This window comes from Nonomuraea pusilla (genome assembly GCF_900109355.1).
Classification (GTDB): domain Bacteria; phylum Actinomycetota; class Actinomycetes; order Streptosporangiales; family Streptosporangiaceae; genus Nonomuraea; species Nonomuraea pusilla.
On record NZ_FOBF01000028.1, the window covers coordinates 1 to 17,840 of the forward strand.

The window sequence follows — 17,840 nt, forward strand, 5'->3', positions numbered from 1 at the left end:
ATCGCGATCGGCTGGATCTTCCTGTGGGCCTTCCTCGACAAGACCTTCGGCTGGGGCTTCGCCACCCCCGCGAACAAGGCGTGGATCGCCGGCGGCAGCCCGACGACCGGCTTCCTCAAGGGCACCGGCGACAACGCGCTCGGCGGCTTCTTCAGCGCGCTGGCCGGCCAGGCGTGGGTGGACTGGCTGTTCATGCTCGGCCTGCTCGGCATCGGCGCCGCCCTCGTCCTCGGCGTGGGCACCAGGATCGCCGCGGTGGCCGGCCCGCTGATGCTGGCCCTGATGTGGGCGGCCGAACTGCCCCTCGCCAACAACCCGTTCATGGACGAGCACATCGTCTACGCGGTCGTCCTGGTCGGCCTGGCCATGGCCAACGCCGGAGCCACCCTCGGCCTGGGCAACCTGGAGATCGTCAAGCGGAACCCGTACCTGCGGTAGTCGCCACGCCGCACCCGACGCCCGCCCCCGGACACCCCGGGGGCGGGCGTCGTTCTGCGTGGTGACGACCGACCGCCGCGTCCTCGCCTGCCTGAACGACGTCTGACCTTCCCGCCAGGCCGGGTGGCGTCCGGGTGAGGCCGTCCTGGCTGCTCGGCGGTATTTCCTAGTAAACCTGCAGGGAATGTTGACTTCTCGCGCGGTGAGCGCGTAGGTTCACGGCATGAGCCAGGGTCTGAGCCTGATCCGGCGCCCGCACGTGGACCACGGCCACGTCGCCAGCGCGCAATGTCGTTGATCACGAACGCACTCGTCCCCTTCCTCTGACGATCTTCGTGAGGACACTCGTGATCACAATCGAACGAACCCATCGGTACGACCTGACGCACGACACCCGGGCGGAGTCATGAGCGGCGGCATCGTGGCCCTCGTCGGCAACCCCCGCGGGGGATCCAGGACGCTCGCCGTCGCCACCGGGGCGGCCGAGGCGCTCACCCGGCGCGCCGGCCACCCCGGCCCGATCGACCTCGTGGACCTGTCCGCCCTCGGCCCCCAGATCCTGTCGCCCCTTCCGTCCCCCGGCGTCGAGGTGGCGCTCGAACTGGTCGAGGACGCGAGCGTGCTCCTGGTGGCCAGCCCCACCTACAAGGGCAGCTACACCGGCCTGCTCAAGGCGTTCCTCGACCGGCTCCCGCCGAACGCGCTGGCCGGGACGGTCGCGCTGCCCCTGCTCGTCCTGGGCGACCCGAGGCACGCCCTCGCCGTCGAGGTGCACCTGCGGCCCCTGCTGGTCGAGCTGGGCGCCTGCGTCGTCACACCCGGCCTGGCCCTGCTCGAGACCGACCTGCCGCGCCTGCCCGACGTGCTGAACGGCTGGTTCGACCGCGTCCTTCCGCAGGTCAGGCCCGCGCTGCAGGAGGTGGCCCGCGCATGACCGACACGCTTCCCGACCGCGTCGTCGACGGCGACGGGTTCCGCCGCGCGCTGGCCGTGCACGCCGCCGGCGTCGTCGTGATCACGGCGCGCAGCGAGGGGGTCCCCGTCGGGCTGACCGCCACGTCCTTCTCCTCCGTCAGCCTCGACCCGCCGCTCGTCTCCTTCTACGTGGACCGCTCCTCCACCACCTGGCCGTCGCTGCGCGGCGCCGGCCACTTCGCCGTCAACGTGCTGAGCAGCGACCAGGCCGACGTCGCCGCCCGCTTCGCGAGCAAGGGCGTCGACAGGTTCGCCGAGCCGACGCGCTGGCGTCCCGGCCCCCTCGGCGCGCCGCTGCTGCTGGACGTGTCCGCCCACCTCGTCTGCCTGCCGTACGAGACCCGGGACGTGGGCGACCACGTGCTGGTGGTCGGGCTGGTCGCCGAGGCGAGCGTGGGCCGCCCCGGCCGCCCCCTGCTCTACCACCAGGGGCGTTTCGGCCGCTTCACCGCCCATCCCTGACGGGAGCACCATGAGCGTAACTCCACGCCGCAGGCTCCACCTGGCGGCGCACTTCCCCGGCGTCAACAACACCACCGTCTGGTCCGACCCGCGCTCCGGCAGCCAGATCGACTTCGCCTCGTTCACCCACCTGGCCAGGACGGCCGAGCGCGGCAGGTTCGACTTCTTCTTCCTGGCCGAGGGCCTGCGGCTGCGCGAGCTGAAGGGCCGCGTCCACGACCTGGACGTCGCCGGCAGGCCCGAGTCGCTCACCGTGCTGAGCGCCCTCGCGGCCGTCACGCGGCGGCTCGGCCTGGCCGGCACCGTCAACACCACCTTCAACGAGCCGTACGAGCTGGCCAGGCGGCTGGCCACCCTCGACCACCTGAGCGAGGGCCGCGCCGCCTGGAACGTCGTCACCACCTCCGACGCGTTCACCGGTGAGAACTTCCGCCGCGGCGGCTTCCTCGACCGGGCCGACCGCTACAAGCGGGCCGCCGAGTTCGTTCGCCTGTCGCGCGAGCTGTGGGACTCGTGGAGCCCCGACGCGGTCGCCGCCGACCAGGAGGCGGGCGTCTTCGTCAGGCACGGCGGCATCGGCGCCGTCGAGCACCACGGCGAGCACTTCACCGTGACCGGCCGCTTCACCGTGCCGCGCAGCCCGCAGGGCCGGCCGGTCATCATCCAGGCGGGCGACTCGGACGAGGGCAGGGAGTTCGCCGCCGCCACGGCCGACGTCGTCTTCAGCCGCCACTCCACGCTGGAGGCGGGCAGGGCCTTCCAGACCGACGTCAAACGCCGCCTCGCCAGGCACGGCAGGCGGCCGCACCAGCTGAAGATCATGCCGGGGGTCACGTACGCGCTCGGCGACACCGAGGAGGACGCCGCCGAGCGCGCGGCCGAGATCCGCCGGCAGCAGGTCGGCCCGCGGACCGCCATCGCCTTCCTGGAGCAGGTGTGGGGCCGCGACATGTCGGCCCACGACCCGGAGGGCCCGCTGCCCGACGTGGAGCCCGACCTGTCGGGCGAGGTCTCACAGGGCCGCGTCCCCCTCGCCGACCGGGCCGCGACCGCCGCGGCCTGGCGGGCGCTGGCCGAGGAGAAGGGCCTGACGATCCGCGAGCTGGTGATCGAGGTGACCGGGCGGCAGACGTTCGTCGGCACGCCCGAGAGCGTCGCCCGCCAGATGATCGCCCACGTCGAGGCGGGAGCGGCCGACGGGTTCGTCCTCGTGCCGCACCTGACGCCCGGCGGCCTGGACGAGTTCGTGGACCGGGTGGTGCCGCTGCTGCAGGAGCGCGGCGCCTTCCGTTCCGAGTACGGCGGCGAGACCCTGCACGACCACCTGGAGCTGACATGACCCTGCATCTCGCCGTCGCCCTGGACGGCGCGGGCTGGCACCCGGCCGCCTGGCGGCGGCCGCCCGCCACGCCGAGCGCGCTCTTCACCGCCCGCTACTGGGCGGCGCTGGCCGGGGAGTCCGAGTACGGCCTGCTCGACTTCATCACCATCGAGGACGGCTTCGGCCTGCAGTCAACCCGGGCAGACGGGCCCGACGAGCGCGCCGACCAGGTGCGCGGACGGCTCGACGCCGTGCTGACCGCGTCCAGGATCGCCCCGCTGACCAGCAGGATCGGGCTCATCCCGACCGCCACGACCACGCACACCGAGCCGTTCCACGTCGCCATGGGCATCGCCACGCTCGACCACGTCAGCGGCGGCAGGGCGGGCTGGCGTCCCCAGGTCTCGGCCAGACGCAGCGAGGCCCGCCACTTCGGCCGCAGGGAGTTCCCGCCGCTCGACCCCGTCCACCGGGCGGACGACCCGCACACGCGCGCCCTGTTCGAGGAGGCCGCCGACGCGGTGGAGGCGGCCAGGCGGCTCTGGGACAGCTGGGAGGACGACGCCGAGATCCGCGACCTCGCCACCGGCAGGTTCCTCGACCGCGACAAGATCCACCACATCGACTTCGCCGGGCGCTTCTTCTCCGTGAAGGGCCCGGCGATCACGCCGCGCCCGCCCCAGGGTCAGCCGGTGGTGGCGGCGCTCGCCCACTCGAGGCTCCCGTACGAGTTCGCGGCCGCCGCCGCCGACCTCGTGTTCGTCACGCCGCACTCGGCCGACGAGGCCCGTGCCGTCGTGGCGGAGGTCAGGGAGCTCTCGGCCGACCTGAAGATCTTCGCCGACCTGGTCGTCTTCCTCGGCGACGGCGCCGCCGCCCGCAAGGCGCGGCTCGACGAGCTGGACGGGGCCGAGCTCGCCTCCGACGCCGCGATCTTCACCGGCACCGCCTCCGAACTGGCGGAGCTGCTGCTCGACTGGCGGCGGGCCGGCGTCCAGGGGTTCAGGCTCAGGCCGGGCGCGCTGCCGTACGACCTGGAGCAGATCACCCGCGGCGTCACCGCCGAGCTGCGCCGCCGCGGCGCGTTCAGGACCAGGTACGAGGCGGCGACCCTGCGCGGGCTGCTGGGCCTGCCCCGCCCCGCGAGCAGGTACGCGAGCGGCCACCTGGAGGTGCGGTGAAGGTCCTGCTCATCACCCTGATCACGCACCACGGCGGCCCGGCCACCGAGCGGTTGCGCGAGGTCGTGCGCCACGCGGAGCTGGCCGAGGAACTGGGCTTCGACGGGTTCGGCGTGGGGGAGCGGCACGAGCGGCCGTTCATCTCCTCCTCGCCGCCCGTCGTGCTCAGCCACATCGCCGCCCGGACGTCCAGGATCAGGCTGTTCACCGCCGTGACCACGCTCAGCCTGCTCGACCCGGTGCGCGCCTTCGAGGACTACTCCACGCTCGACCACCTGTCGGGCGGCAGGCTGGAGCTCATCATCGGCAAGGGCAACGGCGCCGCTCAGGCGCGCCTGTTCCACGTCACCGCCGAGGACCAGTGGGAGCGCGCCAGGGAGGCGTACGAGCTGTTCCGCCGGTTGTGGCGGGAGGACAAGGTCACCTGGCAGGGCCGCTTCCGCCCGCCGCTCACCGACGCCGAGACCTGGCCGCGCCCGCTGCAGCAGCCCATCAGGGTGTGGCACGGCAGCGCCACCAGCAGGGACTCCGTGGACCTGGCGGCCCGCCACGGCGACCCGCTGTTCAGCGCCAACGTCACCAACCCCGTCGAGCCGTACGCCGAGCTGATCGACCACTACCGGGAGCGCTGGGCCCACCACGGGCACGACCCGGCGGACGCGCTCGTCGGCGCCGGGCACGCCGGCTACTACGCGGCCCGCACCTCGCAGGAGGCGCTGGAGACGTACCGGCCGATCTACCGGGCCCGGCTCGACCTCCTGGCCCGCCAGGGCGTGCGGCCGGTGTTCCCCACCCTGGAGGACGCCGTCGAGCGCAGCTCCCTCCTCGTGGGCAGCCCGCAGCAGATCGTCGACAAGGTGCTGCGCTACCACAAGCGGTTCGGGCACGAGGTGATGCACCTGCCCGCCGACGCCGACGGGCTCACGCCCGAGCGGCACCGGGCCTCGCTGGAACTGTTCCAGTCCGACATCGCGCCCGCGCTGCGCGCCCAGATCCCGAGCCGGCCCTTCCCCGGGAGCACCCCTTGACGCGCCCCGCACCTCACTCCGCACCTCACTCCGTGCCGCTGTCCGTGCTCGACCTCGCCCCGATCCCGTCGGGCGGCACCGCGGCCGGCGCCCTGCGCAACACCATCGACCTGGCCAGGCGCGCCGAGGCGCTCGGCTACCGCCGCTACTGGGTGGCCGAGCACCACTTCGCGCCCGGCGTGGCGAGCTCCGCGCCCGACGTGCTCGTCGCGCTGCTGGCCGCCGCGACCAGCCGGATCAGGGTCGGCTCTGGAGCCGTCCAGCTCGGGCACCGCGCGCCCGTGTCGGTCGTCGAGTCGTTCGGGCTGGTCGACGCGCTGCACCCCGGCCGGATCGACCTCGGCATCGGCCGCTCCGGGCAGCGGCGCGCCGAACTGGCCGCCGGCGCGCCCGCCCCCGTGCCGGCCGCCCCTGTGCCGGCCGCCCCTGTGCCGGCCGTCCCCGTGCGGGCCGTCGCCGTGCGGGCCGTCGCCAGGACCGTGGACGGCCTGCTCGTCCCGCCCCCGTTCGACTGGACGGCCCTCGCCAGGGACCCGCGCCTGGCCCGCCAGGCGGCGCTGCTCCAGCAGCCGGGCGCGGTCACGCCCGCCTTCGCCGAGCAGGTGGACGACGTCCTCGCCTTCCTCAAGGGCACCCACGAGGCGCACGCCGTGCCGGGCGAGGGAGCCGGCCTGGAGGTGTGGATCCTCGGCAGCAGCGGCGGGGAGAGCGCCAGGGTCGCCGGCGAGCGGGGGCTGCCGTTCGCCGCGAACTACCACGTCAGCCCCGCCACCGTGCTGGAGGCCGTGGACGCCTACCGCGAGGCGTTCCAGCCGTCCGACCTGCTCGCCGAGCCGTACGTCGTCGTCTCCGCCGACGTCGTCGTCGCCGAGGACGCCGCCACCGCGCGCGAGCTGGCCGCGCCGTACGGCGTCTGGGTCCGCTCCATCAGGACGGGAGCCGGCGCGCCCCCGTTCCCCACCCCCGAGGAGGCCGCCGCGCACGCGTGGACCCAGGACGACCTCGACCTCGTCAGGGACCGGCTGGACACCCGGTTCGTGGGCTCGCCGCGCGAGGTCGCCGACGGGCTGGAGACGCTGCGCCGCGTCACCGGGGCCGACGAGCTGCTCGTCACCACGGTCACGCACGGCCACGCCGACCGCGTGCGCTCGTACGAGCTGCTCGCCCGCGCCTGGGCAGGCCGGTCGTGAGGCGCGCCGCCGCCCTGGCGTCGTCCGTGGTCCTGTCGGCGGCCGTCCTCGTCGGCTGCGGCGCGCAGGCCGCCCCGCAGGCGGGGGCCACGTCGCTGACCTGGGCCGTCGAGACGCAGCCCGTCACGCTGAACCCGCACCTGTGGGCGCAGAACAAGGTCAGGCTGCTTGTGTTCAACCAGTTCGACGCGCTCGTCTCGCGCGGCGCCGACGGCTCGTTCCAGCCGTGGCTGGCGAGGTCGTGGAAGGTGTCGGACGACGGGCGCGCCTACACCTTCGAGCTGCGCGACGACGTGACCTTCCACGACGGCACCAGGTTCGACGCCGCCGCCGTCAAGGCCAACCTCGACCAGCTGCTCAAGCCGGGCTACAACCCGGCCGTGGCCGCGATCCAGCTCGGCTCGTTCTCCCGGGCGGAGGTGCTGTCGCCGACCAGGTTGAGGATCACGCTGAAGCGGCCGGACGCGCTGTTCCTCGACTTCCTGTCCTCCCCGTACGCCGGGCAGGTCTCGCCCGCCTCGCTGCGCGCCGCCAAGGACCTCAAGTTCGGCGGCACCGAGCTGGCCGGGACCGGGCCGTTCATCCTCGACAGGTACGTCCAGGGCCAGGAGTTGCACTACCACCGTAACCCCGCCTACCGCTGGGCGCCGCCGGGAGCGGGGCACCAGGGCCCCGCCCACCTGTCCGAGATCACCTACCGGTTCCTGCCCGAGGCGGCCGTCAGGGTCGGCGCGCTCACCTCCGGCCAGGTGCAGGTCATCGAGGGCGTCCCGGCCACCGAGGTCGCCCTCGTCGAGAAGGACCCCGGCCTGACCTTCCTGAGGGCGCTCAACTCCGGCACCTCGTTCTCGTACTACTTCAACACCTCGCACCCGCCCTTCGACGACGTCCGCGTGCGCAGGGCCTTCCGCGAGGCCGTGGACCTCGACGCGGTGCTCGCGTCCGTCTACCGGGGCACCGCCACCAGGGCGTGGAGCGTGGTCGCCAGGAGCAGCCCGTTCTACGACGCCGGGCTGGAGGGCCGCTACGGCGGGAACGCCGCCGAGGCCGGCGCCCTCCTCGACGCGGCCGGGTGGAGGCAGCGCGACGCCGAGGGCTACCGGGTCAAGGACGGCAGGCGGCTCACCGTGCGCAGCGTGTCGTCCGCCCCGTTCGTCAGGGACCGCCGCGACGTCCTCGCCCAGGCCGTCCAGGCCCAGGTCAAGCAGAGCGCCGGCATCGACCTCCAGATCAGGATCGTCGACCAGGGCGCCGCCCAGCAGGCCGCGGACGACGACCAGTACGAGATCTTCGAGAACTCCCGCGGCGACTCCGACGCGGGCGCCGCGCTCAACCTGATCCTGCGGGGCGACGGCGCGATCAACCGCACCAGGTACTCCGATCCGGAGCTGGACGGGTGGCTCGCCGCCGCGTCCGCGACCTCCGACCCGGCCGAGCGCCGCCGGCTCTACGCCGAGGTGCAGCGGAAGGCGGTCGAGGAGCAGGCCCTCGTGTTCCCGATCTACGTGCCCGGCGACCAGATCGCCGCCCGCAGGAGTGTGCAGGGGCTCGGGTTCGACCCGGTCACCGGCACGCCGCGCGGCGCCTACGACGTCCGGGTGGGGACATGACCGGCGCGGGGCTCGCCGCCGCCCCCGGCCGGGCGGCCGTCCTGCCCGCGTGGGCCCGGTTCGCCGCCAGGCGGACACTGGCCGCCGCCGCCGTGCTGTGGGCCGCCGCCACCACCGCGTACGTGGCGCTGCTGCTCGCCCCCGGCGACACCGTGGACATCCTCGTCGGCGACGGCCCCGACACGCCCGGCATCCGGGCCGGGATCGTCGCCGAGTGGGGGCTCGACCGGCCGCAGGTCGTCCAGTACCTGTCGTACCTGTGGCGGCTGCTCCACGGCGACCTCGGCCGCTCCTACCAGCTCCAGCGGGGAGTCGCGGACGTCCTCGCCGGCCAGGTCGGCCCCACCGCGCAGCTCACGCTCGCCGCGGCCGGCGTCGGCGTGACCCTGGCCTGCGTCATCGCGACGGCCACGGCGGGCAGGGGCCGCCTGGCGCGCGGCGCGGCCTCGGCCGCCGAACTGGCGTCGGTGTCGGTGCCGCCGTTCCTCATCGGGATCGTGCTGCTCGCCGTGTTCTCGTTCACGCTCGGCTGGTTCCCCGTCTCCGGCGCCGAAGGGGCGCGGGCGCTCGTGCTGCCCGCGCTCGCGCTGGGCCTGCCCATCGCGGGCGTCCTCGGGCAGGTGCTGCGCGGCGGGCTCGAACGGGCGCTGGAACAGCCGTTCGCCGTCACCGCGCGGGCGCGTGGGCTCACCGAGCGGGCCCTCGTCACCAGGCACGCGCTCAGGCACGCGCTGCTGCCCGCCGTGACGCTGGCGGGCTGGTTCACCGGGACGCTGCTCGGCGGCGCCGTGATCACCGAGGCGCTGTTCGGCCGCCCCGGGCTCGGCCAGGTCGCCATGCGGGCCGTGACGGGCCGCGACATGCCGGTCGTGATGGCCGTGGTGCTGCTGTCGGCCGTCGTGTACGTCACCGTCAGCACGCTGCTCGACCTGGCCTACCGGGTGATCGACCCGCGGACGAGGGGGTGAGGGGGTGCGCCTGGTCCTCCCCGGGGCGGTCCTCGTGCTGCTGGCGGTCGCCGTGGCCGCGCCAGGGCTGCTGGCCGCCTCCGACCCGCTCGCGGCCGACCCGGCGGCCGCGCTCGCGCCGCCCGGCGGCGCCCACTGGTTCGGCTCCGACCACCTCGGCCGGGACGTGCTGTCGAGAGTGGTGCACGGCGCCCGCCACTCCCTCGGCATCGGCGTCGCCGCCACCGCGCTGTCGGTCGCCGCGGGCGTCCTGCTCGGCCTGGCCGCCGGGCTGTCGCCCGCCTGGCTGGACGAGGCGCTGTCCCGCGCGTTCGACGTGCTGTCCACCCTGCCCGAGCTGCTGCTCGCCCTGCTCGTCGTCGCCGTCACCGGGCCCGGCACGGGCAACGTGATCGCCGCCATCGCGGTCGCGCAGATCCCGACGTACGCGCGGGTCGTCAGGGCGCAGACCTTCGTCGTCAGGCGGGCCGGCTACGTCGAGCACGCCGTGACGTCCGGCCGGTCCCGCTGGGCCGTCACGGCCGGGCACGTCCTGCCCAACGTGCTCGGACCGATCCCGGTGCTCGCCACCATCGGCCTGGGCACGGCCGTGATCGCCTCGTCCGGCCTCAGCTTCCTCGGGATGGGGCCGCAGCCGCCCGCGGCCGAGTGGGGCGCGATGCTCGCCGGCGCCCGTGACTACCTGCGGGTCGCCTGGTGGGAGGCGCTGTTCCCCGGCGCCGCGATCACCCTGACCGTCGCCTGCCTGACCGTCGTCGGCCGCGGGCTCCAGCGCCGCTTCGAAGGGAGGACGCCGTGACCGCCGTCCACGGATCCGCTGACGCCCGCCCGTCCGCCGCAGCGCCCGCCGGGCCGCTCGTGGCCGTCGAGGACCTGCGCGTGAGCTTCGGCGCGGCCGAGGTGGTGCGGGGTGTCTCCCTGTCCGTCGCGCCGGGGGAGTGCGTGGCGCTCGTCGGCGAGTCGGGGTCGGGCAAGAGCGTCACCGCGAGGTCCCTGCTCGGCCTGGCGGGTCCCGGCGCCGCCGTGCGCGCCGCCGCGTTCTCCGTCGCCGGGCGCGACGCGCTCGCCTTCCGCGAGCCGGACTGGCGGCGGCTGCGCGGCTCGTTCGCCGGGCTCGTCCTGCAGGACGCGCTCGGCTCCCTCGACCCGCTGCGCACGGCCGCCGCCGAGATCGGCGAGGTGCTGTCCGTCCACGGCGTGGTGCCGCGCCGGGCCCGCGCCGCCCGGGTGCTGGAGCTCCTGGCGGCGGCCGGCGTGCCCGAGCCCGCGCTGCGCGCCGGGCAGCGGCCCCACGAGCTGTCCGGCGGGCTGCGCCAGCGCGTGCTCATCGCCTCCGCCGTCGCCGCCGGCCCCCGCCTGATCATCGCCGACGAGCCCACCACCGCGCTCGACGTCACCGTCCAGGCCCGGATCCTGCGCCTGCTCGCCGAGCGCCGGGCGGAGGGCACCGCGCTGCTGCTCATCAGCCACGACCTGGCCGTGGTCGCGTCGGTCGCCGACCGGGTCCTCGTCCTGCGCGACGGGCAGGTCGTCGAGCAGGGGCCCACCCGGGACGTGCTGTCCTCTCCCGCCCACCCCTACACCCGCTCCCTCCTCGCCGCCGTGCCCTCGGCCGCGACCAGGGGCGCGCGGCTGTCGGACGGCCCGCCGCCGCCGCCCCGGCGGCCCCCGGGCGGGGACGTCCCCGTGCTCGCCGCCACCGGCCTGGTCAGGTCGCACGGGCCGCGCCGCGCCGTCGGCGGCGTCTCCTTCGCGCTGCGCCCCGGCGAGACCCTCGGCGTCGTCGGCGAGTCCGGGTCGGGCAAGACCACGCTCGCCCGGCTCGTCCTCGGCCTGCTCGACCCCGACGCCGGCGAGGTCACCCTGCACGGGCGGCCGTGGAGCGGCGTGCGGGAACGCGCCCGCCGCCCCCTGCGGCCGTCCATCCAGCTCGTGTCGCAGAACCCGCTCGACTCGTTCGACCCGCGTCACACCGTCGGCAGGCTCGTCGCCGAGCCGCTGCGGCTGCCCCGGCGCGAGCGCCGGGCCCGGGTGCTCGACCTGCTGGAACGCGTCGGCCTGCCGCCGGGCACGGCCGCGCGCCACCCGCGCGAGCTGTCCGGCGGGCAGCGCCAGCGCGTCGCCATCGCGAGGGCCCTCGGCCCGCGCCCCGCCGTGCTTGTCTGCGACGAGCCCGTCTCGGCGCTCGACGTATCCGTGCAGGCCCAGGTGCTCGACCTGCTCGCCGAGCTGCAGGCGGAGAGGGGCCTGGCGATGCTGTTCATCTCGCACGACCTCGGGGTGGTCCGCCACGTCAGCGACCGCGTCCTGGTCATGAAGGACGGCGAGGCCGTCGAGGAGGGCGACGTGGAGGAGGTGTTCCTGCGCCCGCGCCACCCGTACACGCGGGCGCTGGTCGCCGCCGTGCCCCGGCTGCCGCCCGCCCGGCCGTCCCGTCCCGCGCCGTCACCCTCGTATGATCATCCGGAACGGTCGAGGACGAGCTGATGCGGGGGCGACGGGACGATGTGGCCAAGGGTCAACGGGATGCGGGCGATGGAACTCGGCACGCCGGACGAGATGCGGGTCAGGCTGAACGCCCTCGTCCTGTCCGGGGCGAAGACCGCGACGACGGGTCTGCTCGCCGAGTACGCCGAGGAGGCGGAGGGCCTGGAGTACCCCGGTGAGCGGATCGCCCTCCTGGACGTCGAGGGCCACCACGCCGCCACGCTGGAGGTCACCGGGGTGGAGGTGAAGCCCTTCATCGAGGTGACGTGGGAGCACGCGGCGGCCGAGGGCGAGGGCGACGCCTCCCTCGACGACTGGCGCGCCGGCCACCGCCGCTTCTGGAGCCGCGTCGGCACGCCCGTGGAGGACCACACCCCCGTCGTGTGCATCGCGTTCAAGCTGGTCGAGCAGGGCTGACGCCCGCCCCGATCAGGGGGCGATCGGCGGCCGCCGCTTGTGCTCGGTGAGCCGGTAGCGGCGGACGATCGCGTCGAAGGCGTCGTCGCCGACCGGCTTGCCCTCCAGGAAGTCGTCGATGTCGTCGTAGGTGACGCCGAGTGCCTCCTCGTCGGGCCTGCCCGGGTTCAGCGTCTCCAGGTCCGCGGTCGGGGTCTTGCCGACCAGCTCCGACGGCGCCCCCAGCGCCTGCGCCACGGCCCGTACGCGGCGCTTGGTCAGGCCGGTGAGCGGCACCACGTCGGCCGCGCCGTCGCCGAACTTCGTGAAGAAGCCCGAGACCGCCTCGGCGGCGTGGTCGGTGCCCACCACCAGGCCGTCGTCCGCGCCCGCCACCGCGAACTGGGCGATCATGCGCTGCCTGGCCTTGATGTTGCCGAGCACGAAGTCCTGCTGGTGCGCGTCGCGGAACGCCATGCCGCCGGCGAGCAGCGCCTCCATCGCGGCGTCGGCGGCCGGCTTCACGTCCACCGTCAGGACCCGGTCGGGCCGGATGAACTCCAGCGCCAGCCGCGCGTCCCGCTCGTCGGCCTGGACGCCGTACGGCAGCCGCATCGCGACGAACGTCGCCTCCCGCCCGGCGGCCCTGGCCCGCTCCACGGCGAGCTGGCACAGCCGGCCCGCGGTCGTGGAGTCGACGCCTCCGCTGATGCCGAGCACCAGCGAGCGCAGTCCCGCGGAGGTCAGCCGGCCGGCGAGGAAGGCCACCCGGCGCTCGATCTCCTGCCGTGCGTCGAAGGACTCGCTCACCTGGAGATCACGGGCGATCTCCTGCTGCAGGGACATGGACGCCAGGTCGGTCACGCTCGCTCCTAGGTCGGGCCCCGGGGGACGGGGCGGCACGCGCCGCCGAGCCGGAAGGCGCGGGCGCGCGGGGGACGAAAGCACTCTAAAGGAGCCCCCCGAACCACCACATGCCGCCCACCCCGGGACGGAGGGCGGTGGGTCCGGGCCGAGATTGACGGGCCGCGGAGCGGCACTCTAGGGTCCTCTCGCTGAGAAAGCGCTTTCCAAGGTTCGCCGATCAGGCACTGGCAATCACAAAAGGGGCGTTCCGTGCGCGTGTTTTCCATCGACGACGGCTCATTCCGCCTCGACGGCGCCGAGTTCAGGGTGCTGTCCGGCGCCCTGCACTACTTCCGCGTGCATCCCGAGCAGTGGGGGCACCGGCTCGCGATGCTGCGCGCGATGGGGCTCAACACCGTCGAGACGTACGTGCCGTGGAACCTGCACGAGCCCAGCCCGGGGGAGTTCCGCCGGTTGGAGGAACTGGGCGCCTTCCTGGACGCGGCCGCGGCCGAGGGGCTGCTCGCGATCGTGCGGCCCGGCCCGTACATCTGCGCCGAGTGGGACAACGGCGGCCTGCCCGCCTGGCTGACCGGCCGACCGCGCACCAGCGACCCCGAGTACCTCGCGCACGTCGACCGCTACCTCGACCAGGTCCTGCCGCCGGTGACCGAGCGGCAGATCACCCGCGGCGGGAACGTGATCATGGTGCAGGTGGAGAACGAGTACGGCTCCTACGGCACCGACCACGCCTACCTGCGGCACCTCGCCGACGGCCTGGTCGCGCGCGGCGTCGAGGTGCCGCTGTTCACCTCCGACGGCGCCGCCGACCACTACCTGACCGGCGGGACGATCCCCGGCGTGCTGGCCACGGTCAACTTCGGCTCCGAGCCGGAGCAGGCGTTCGCCGCGCTGCGCGCCCACCGCCCCGACGACCCGCTGTTCTGCATGGAGTTCTGGTGCGGCTGGTTCGACCACTGGGGGCAGCAGCACGTCACCCGCGACCCGCGCGACGCCGCCGACACCCTGGAGCGCATCCTCGCCGCCGGGGCGTCGGTCAACATCTACATGGCGCACGGCGGCAGCAACCCAGGGACACGGGCGGGCGCCAACCGCGCCGGCGACCAGCCCGACGGCGCCTGGCGGCCCACCGTGACCTCGTACGACTACGACGCCCCCATCGACGAGCGCGGCGCGCCCACCGAGAAGTTCTGGCTGTTCCGCGAGGTGCTGTCCCGCTACACCGAGGACCTGCCCGACGTTCCCGAGACGCCGCCCCTGCTGCCGCCCGCGACGCTGCACCCGGCCGGGACCGTCCCGCTGCGGCAGGCCATGGACGTCCTCGCGCGGCCCGAGGTGGTCTCGCCCGTTCCGCCCACGTTTGAGGAACTGGGACTGGAGCACGGGCTCGTCCTCTACCGCACCACCGTTCCAGGGCCGCGCGAGCCGCACCCGCTGACCCTGCGTGAGGTGCGCGACCGCGCCCACGTGTACGTCGACGGGCGGCTCGCCGCCGTGGTCGAGCGCGACGCCGACGACCGTCCGCAGCCGGTCGCGGGCGGGTTCGCCACGGTCGAGGTGCTGGTGGAGTCGATGGGACGCACCAACTACGGGCCGCTGCTCGGCGAGCGCAAGGGGCTCCTCGGCGGCGTCCTGCACCGCCTGCAGTACCTGCACGGGTACGCGGTCCGGGCGCTCCCGCTGGAGGACGTCTCGGGGCTGACCTTCGAGCCGGGGACGGCGGGGGAGCCGCCCGCGTTCTTCCTCACCACCCTGGAGGTGGCCGAGCCGGCGGACACGTTCCTGGCGCTGCCGGGATGGGGCAAGGGGTACGTCTGGATCAACGGCGTCCTGCTCGGACGCTACTGGGACAGGGGGCCGCAGCGGACCCTCTACGTGCCCGCCCCGCTGCTGAGGGCGGGCACCAACGAGATCGTCCACCTGGAACTCGACCGCGCCGGCTCCGCCCTGGAACTGCGCGAGACCCCCGACCTCGGCACCTAACCCCCGCCCGCCCCCTGATCCGCCGTGCCCGGCACGGCGCCCACCCGACCCTCCGCCGGGCCGGGCGCCGTGCCCGCCCGACCCTTCGTCTCCCGGGTCCAGCGCGCGTCCGCCTGACCCCTGATCCGCCGAGCCGGGCACTGTGCCCGCCCACCCCTTCATCCGCCGAGCCCGACGCGGCGCCCGCCCGGCCCCTGATCCGCCGACCCCGGTGCGGCGCCCGTCCCTTCATCCCCCGGCCCGGTGCGGCGCCCGTCCCTTCATCCGCCGGGTCCGGCGCCATGCCCGCTCGACTGCCTCCCACCTGCCGGCCCTGCCCGCCGTCGGGAAGGCCGTCGCCCTGCCGCCACGTTCGCCCTTCTGCCGCCCGTGCCTCAGACCGCCCTGACCCGCCGCCCTTCCCCTGCCCGCCGTGACGGACCGGGGCGTGCCGGGGTGTGGCGAGGCGGGCCGGGGCCTTGGGCGGGCCGGGGCGGGCAGGTGGGCGGCCCTGCCAGCTTTGGGTGTGTGAGGTGGTCAGGCGGGTGGGGCCGGGAGGGTGAAGGTCTGCGTGAGGCCGTCGGGCCAGGTGATCGTGAACGTCTCCCCGGCGGCCTCCACGGCGGGCAGCGGCGCGGGGCCGTGCGACGCGTCCTCCTCCCCGGTCAGGACGGCGACGCACGCCACCCAGCCGTCCTCCGCGATCCCCTCCAGCACCGGCACCAGGGCCGGACGGCCGAACGCCGTGCCCTCGGCCTCCTCGGCGACGAAGGCGCGCGAGTAACCGTGAACGGCCGCGAGGAACGAGACCAACCCGCCGCCGGTCCGCCCACCCCTCCCGCCGGGGAGCCCGCCGTCGGTCCGCCCACCGCTCCCGCCGTCGAGCGCGCCGTCACATCGCCCGCCGGGCCGCTCGCCGGTCTGGCCGCCGTTGAGCCCGTCGCCGAGCGCAGGGTTGAGCCGATCGCGGGGCGCGGGGCCGAGCCCGTGGCCGGGCGCGCGGTCGAGCCCGTCGCCAGGCCCGTCGAGGGGTGCGTCGTCGAGAAGGGTGCCATGCCTGTCGACGGGTGCGTCGTCGAGAAGGGTGCCATGCCTGTCGACGGGCCCGTCGGCGAGAACGGCGTCTGGCTCGTCGGCCGGGGCGTTCGTCGCTCGCAGGGTGACCGTCAAGGGGGCCTGGGTGGTCGAAGCGGTCGTGTGCGTCAGGGCCCAGCCGGTCTGGCGGACCGCCGCGCCGCGCGGCACCCGGTGGACGCGCAGTTCCACCTGGCCGCGCAGCACGCTCAGGCTCTCCATCCCGTCGCCCGCCGACGCCGCCCACGCCGTCCCGCCCGAGGTCCCGGCGCCCCTCGGCGTGAGCGGGCCGCGCGGCGTGACCGTGCCGTCGTCCAGGACGAGGCCCACGTGGTTGTCCGGCACGTTCACGGTGGGCCCGGTCCTGCTGGAGTAGGCGTACCGGTCGTAGAGGGGGTCGCCGGCGTGGTGCCGGCTGCCGTGGTTGAGCAGCCGGGCCACGCCGCCGCCGTTGCCGAGGATCAGGCCGGGACCGGGCAGCGCGACGGTTCCCTCCGGTCCTGGCTCCTCGACGGCGGTCCACACCGGATGGTCGGGCGGCAGCAGCAGGCCGAGGAACGCCTTGGAGGCCCAGTACGGCGAGGCGGACCCCGAGTAGTCCTGCAGGGACGGCTCGTGGGGGCCGTACCAGCCGAGGGTGAGCAGCCCTTCAGGTGACAGTGCCCGGTGCTCCAGGAAGTGGCGCAGGAGGCCGGACGCGACGCGGCGCGTCTGGCCGGGTGTGAGCGGGGTGGCGTCGATCAGGGCTCCGGCGAACAGGGAGGCCGCGGACGCGAAGCGGTAGGTGACCGAGCGGCCGTGGTACAGCATGCCGCCCCCGCTGTCGAAGGCCAGGGAGTAGCCGGCCAGGAACGTGCGCAGCCGCTCGCGGTGGCGGGGATCGACGGTGCCCGACAGGTGGCCGAGCAGGGCGGGGTAGAGGTGCATGGCCCAGCCGTTGTAGTGGTCGAAGGAGCGGTTGTCGCCGTCGGAGTACCAGCCGTCGCCGACGTACCAGCCCTCGATGCGGTCGAGCCCCCGCCTGACGGCCGCCTCCGCCGCCCCCACATCCGGGCCGCGCGTGACGGCGGCCCCCGCCGCTGCCATGGCCGGGTCGCGTGTCACGGCGGCCTCCGCCGCTGCCATGGCCGGGCCGCGTGTGACGGTGGCCTCGGCCGCTGCGATGGCCGGGTCGCGCGTCACGGCGGCCTCCGCCGCCGCCACCTCCGGGCCGTTCGTGGTGGCCGCGCCGTCCGGCACCCGGCCGTCCGGCATCGGGCCGTCTGGCACCCGGCCGTCCGGTACCGGGCCGGGCGGCTGTGCGTCCAGGCCCGCCGCGGTCAGGAAGCCGCCCACCACGGCCGGGAACAGCCACCAGTTGTTGTCGACCGGTTCGTGCCGCAGAGCGTCCGACAGGTAGCCGGCGACGCGTTCGCGCGTCCGCGCGGGCAGCCGGTCCCAGAGGCGGTCGCGGGTGAGCCAGAGCGACAGGGCGATCGAGGCGGCCTCGACCATGGGCTGCGTGCGGTCGCCGATGCGGGGCCACACCTCGGGGCCCGCCTCCAGCCCCTCCTCGTACGGGGCCAGCAGCGCGGCGGGGCCGCCCCCGGCGACGCGGAAGGCCGCGAGGAGGAACGTGCGCGCGTACCCCTCCAGCCCGTCGCAGCGCGACCAGCTCTCCCGGCCCGGCAAAGTGATCAAGGCGCTGTCGGCGGAGCGGTACGGTTGCACCGCGGCGAGCAACCCGTCGGCCACCGCCTCCCAGTGGGCACGGGTCCAGCCGGTGTACGGGCTGAGCGTTCGATCGTCCGTCGGGAGCGGAAACATGCGGCACTCCAAGAGGTATGCGGTTTGCGGCGGACCTTAGCACTCTGATCGAACGAAAGTATTCGTTCACAAACG

15 protein-coding genes are annotated in these 17,840 nt (G+C 74.9%); 13 read left to right on the forward strand and 2 right to left on the reverse strand.

Annotated features, from left to right (window positions below; translation table 11 throughout):
* The 12 genes from BMX74_RS38210 to BMX74_RS38265 form a co-directional block, all read left to right on the forward strand.
* A partial coding sequence (locus BMX74_RS38210) for a hypothetical protein (protein ID WP_091105336.1) occupies positions 1-438 on the forward strand: 438 nt, incomplete at its 5' end.
* Positions 439-844: 406 nt separating this feature from the next.
* A complete protein-coding gene (locus BMX74_RS38215; protein WP_055501168.1) occupies positions 845-1,372 on the forward strand; it encodes an NADPH-dependent FMN reductase in 528 nt (175 codons plus the stop codon).
* The gene (locus BMX74_RS38220) at positions 1,369-1,875 is read left to right on the forward strand and encodes a flavin reductase family protein (RefSeq protein ID WP_055501169.1); all 507 of its coding nucleotides are present in this window, start codon (positions 1,369-1,371) and stop codon (positions 1,873-1,875) included. The genes BMX74_RS38215 and BMX74_RS38220 overlap by 4 nt, the downstream gene beginning before the upstream one ends.
* A gap of 10 nt (positions 1,876-1,885) precedes the next feature.
* The gene (locus tag BMX74_RS38225) at positions 1,886-3,214 is read left to right on the forward strand and encodes an NtaA/DmoA family FMN-dependent monooxygenase (protein WP_091105338.1); all 1,329 of its coding nucleotides are present in this window, start codon (positions 1,886-1,888) and stop codon (positions 3,212-3,214) included.
* The gene (locus tag BMX74_RS38230; protein ID WP_091105340.1) at positions 3,211-4,377 is read left to right on the forward strand and encodes an LLM class flavin-dependent oxidoreductase; all 1,167 of its coding nucleotides are present in this window, start codon (positions 3,211-3,213) and stop codon (positions 4,375-4,377) included. Before BMX74_RS38225 ends, BMX74_RS38230 begins: the two co-directional genes overlap by 4 nt.
* Positions 4,374-5,405, forward strand: coding sequence for an LLM class flavin-dependent oxidoreductase (locus tag BMX74_RS38235; RefSeq protein WP_055501172.1), 1,032 nt, complete (start codon positions 4,374-4,376; stop codon positions 5,403-5,405). Before BMX74_RS38230 ends, BMX74_RS38235 begins: the two co-directional genes overlap by 4 nt.
* 32 nt (positions 5,406-5,437) lie before the next feature.
* Complete coding sequence (locus BMX74_RS38240; protein WP_091105342.1) at positions 5,438-6,595, forward strand: LLM class flavin-dependent oxidoreductase; 1,158 nt, start codon at positions 5,438-5,440, stop codon at positions 6,593-6,595.
* Positions 6,592-8,205, forward strand: coding sequence for an ABC transporter substrate-binding protein (locus BMX74_RS38245; RefSeq protein WP_177227666.1), 1,614 nt, complete (start codon positions 6,592-6,594; stop codon positions 8,203-8,205). The genes BMX74_RS38240 and BMX74_RS38245 overlap by 4 nt, the downstream gene beginning before the upstream one ends.
* Entirely contained in the window at positions 8,202-9,173 is a 972-nt protein-coding gene (locus BMX74_RS38250; RefSeq protein WP_055501175.1) for an ABC transporter permease, read from the forward strand. Before BMX74_RS38245 ends, BMX74_RS38250 begins: the two co-directional genes overlap by 4 nt.
* Before the next feature lie 4 nt (positions 9,174-9,177).
* Positions 9,178-9,972: an ABC transporter permease gene (locus tag BMX74_RS38255; RefSeq protein WP_091105344.1), complete on the forward strand. Its 795-nt coding sequence runs from the start codon at positions 9,178-9,180 to the stop codon at positions 9,970-9,972.
* A complete protein-coding gene (locus tag BMX74_RS38260) occupies positions 9,969-11,660 on the forward strand; it encodes a dipeptide ABC transporter ATP-binding protein (RefSeq protein ID WP_177227667.1) in 1,692 nt (563 codons plus the stop codon). The genes BMX74_RS38255 and BMX74_RS38260 overlap by 4 nt, the downstream gene beginning before the upstream one ends.
* 39 nt (positions 11,661-11,699) lie before the next feature.
* Positions 11,700-12,077, forward strand: a complete 378-nt coding sequence (locus BMX74_RS38265) for an ASCH domain-containing protein (RefSeq protein ID WP_201784399.1) — start codon at positions 11,700-11,702, stop codon at positions 12,075-12,077.
* Between the two features lie 12 nt (positions 12,078-12,089).
* On the opposite strand, the gene nadE is transcribed toward BMX74_RS38265, so the two are convergent.
* Positions 12,090-12,902 carry an ammonia-dependent NAD(+) synthetase gene (gene nadE, locus BMX74_RS38270; RefSeq protein ID WP_177227675.1) on the reverse strand — a complete coding sequence of 271 codons (813 nt, stop codon included), beginning with the start codon at positions 12,900-12,902 and terminating at the stop codon, positions 12,090-12,092.
* 270 nt (positions 12,903-13,172) lie between these two features.
* On the opposite strand from nadE, the gene BMX74_RS38275 reads away from it, so the two are divergent.
* Entirely contained in the window at positions 13,173-14,906 is a 1,734-nt protein-coding gene (locus BMX74_RS38275; protein ID WP_091105347.1) for a glycoside hydrolase family 35 protein, read from the forward strand.
* Positions 14,907-15,422: 516 nt separating this feature from the next.
* Here the strand turns inward: BMX74_RS38275 and BMX74_RS46410 are convergent.
* On the reverse strand, positions 15,423-17,765 hold the full coding sequence (locus BMX74_RS46410; RefSeq protein ID WP_218154194.1) for a DUF2264 domain-containing protein: 2,343 nt from the start codon (positions 17,763-17,765) through the stop codon (positions 15,423-15,425).
* Between the last annotated feature and the right edge of the window lie 75 nt (positions 17,766-17,840).

Bases quoted from the DNA above. Each gene is read 5' to 3' on its own strand.
- BMX74_RS38215 (WP_055501168.1), top strand. From the start codon at position 845: ATGAGCGGCGGCATCGTGGCCCTCGTCGGCAACCCCCGCGGGGGATCC.
- BMX74_RS38220 (WP_055501169.1), top strand. From the start codon at position 1,369: ATGACCGACACGCTTCCCGACCGCGTCGTCGACGGCGACGGGTTCCGC.
- BMX74_RS38225 (WP_091105338.1), top strand. From the start codon at position 1,886: ATGAGCGTAACTCCACGCCGCAGGCTCCACCTGGCGGCGCACTTCCCC.
- BMX74_RS38230 (WP_091105340.1), top strand. From the start codon at position 3,211: ATGACCCTGCATCTCGCCGTCGCCCTGGACGGCGCGGGCTGGCACCCG.
- BMX74_RS38250 (WP_055501175.1), top strand. From the start codon at position 8,202: ATGACCGGCGCGGGGCTCGCCGCCGCCCCCGGCCGGGCGGCCGTCCTG.
- BMX74_RS38265 (WP_201784399.1), top strand. From the start codon at position 11,700: ATGCGGGCGATGGAACTCGGCACGCCGGACGAGATGCGGGTCAGGCTG.
- nadE (WP_177227675.1), bottom strand. From the start codon at position 12,902: ATGTCCCTGCAGCAGGAGATCGCCCGTGATCTCCAGGTGAGCGAGTCC.
- BMX74_RS46410 (WP_218154194.1), bottom strand. From the start codon at position 17,765: ATGTTTCCGCTCCCGACGGACGATCGAACGCTCAGCCCGTACACCGGC.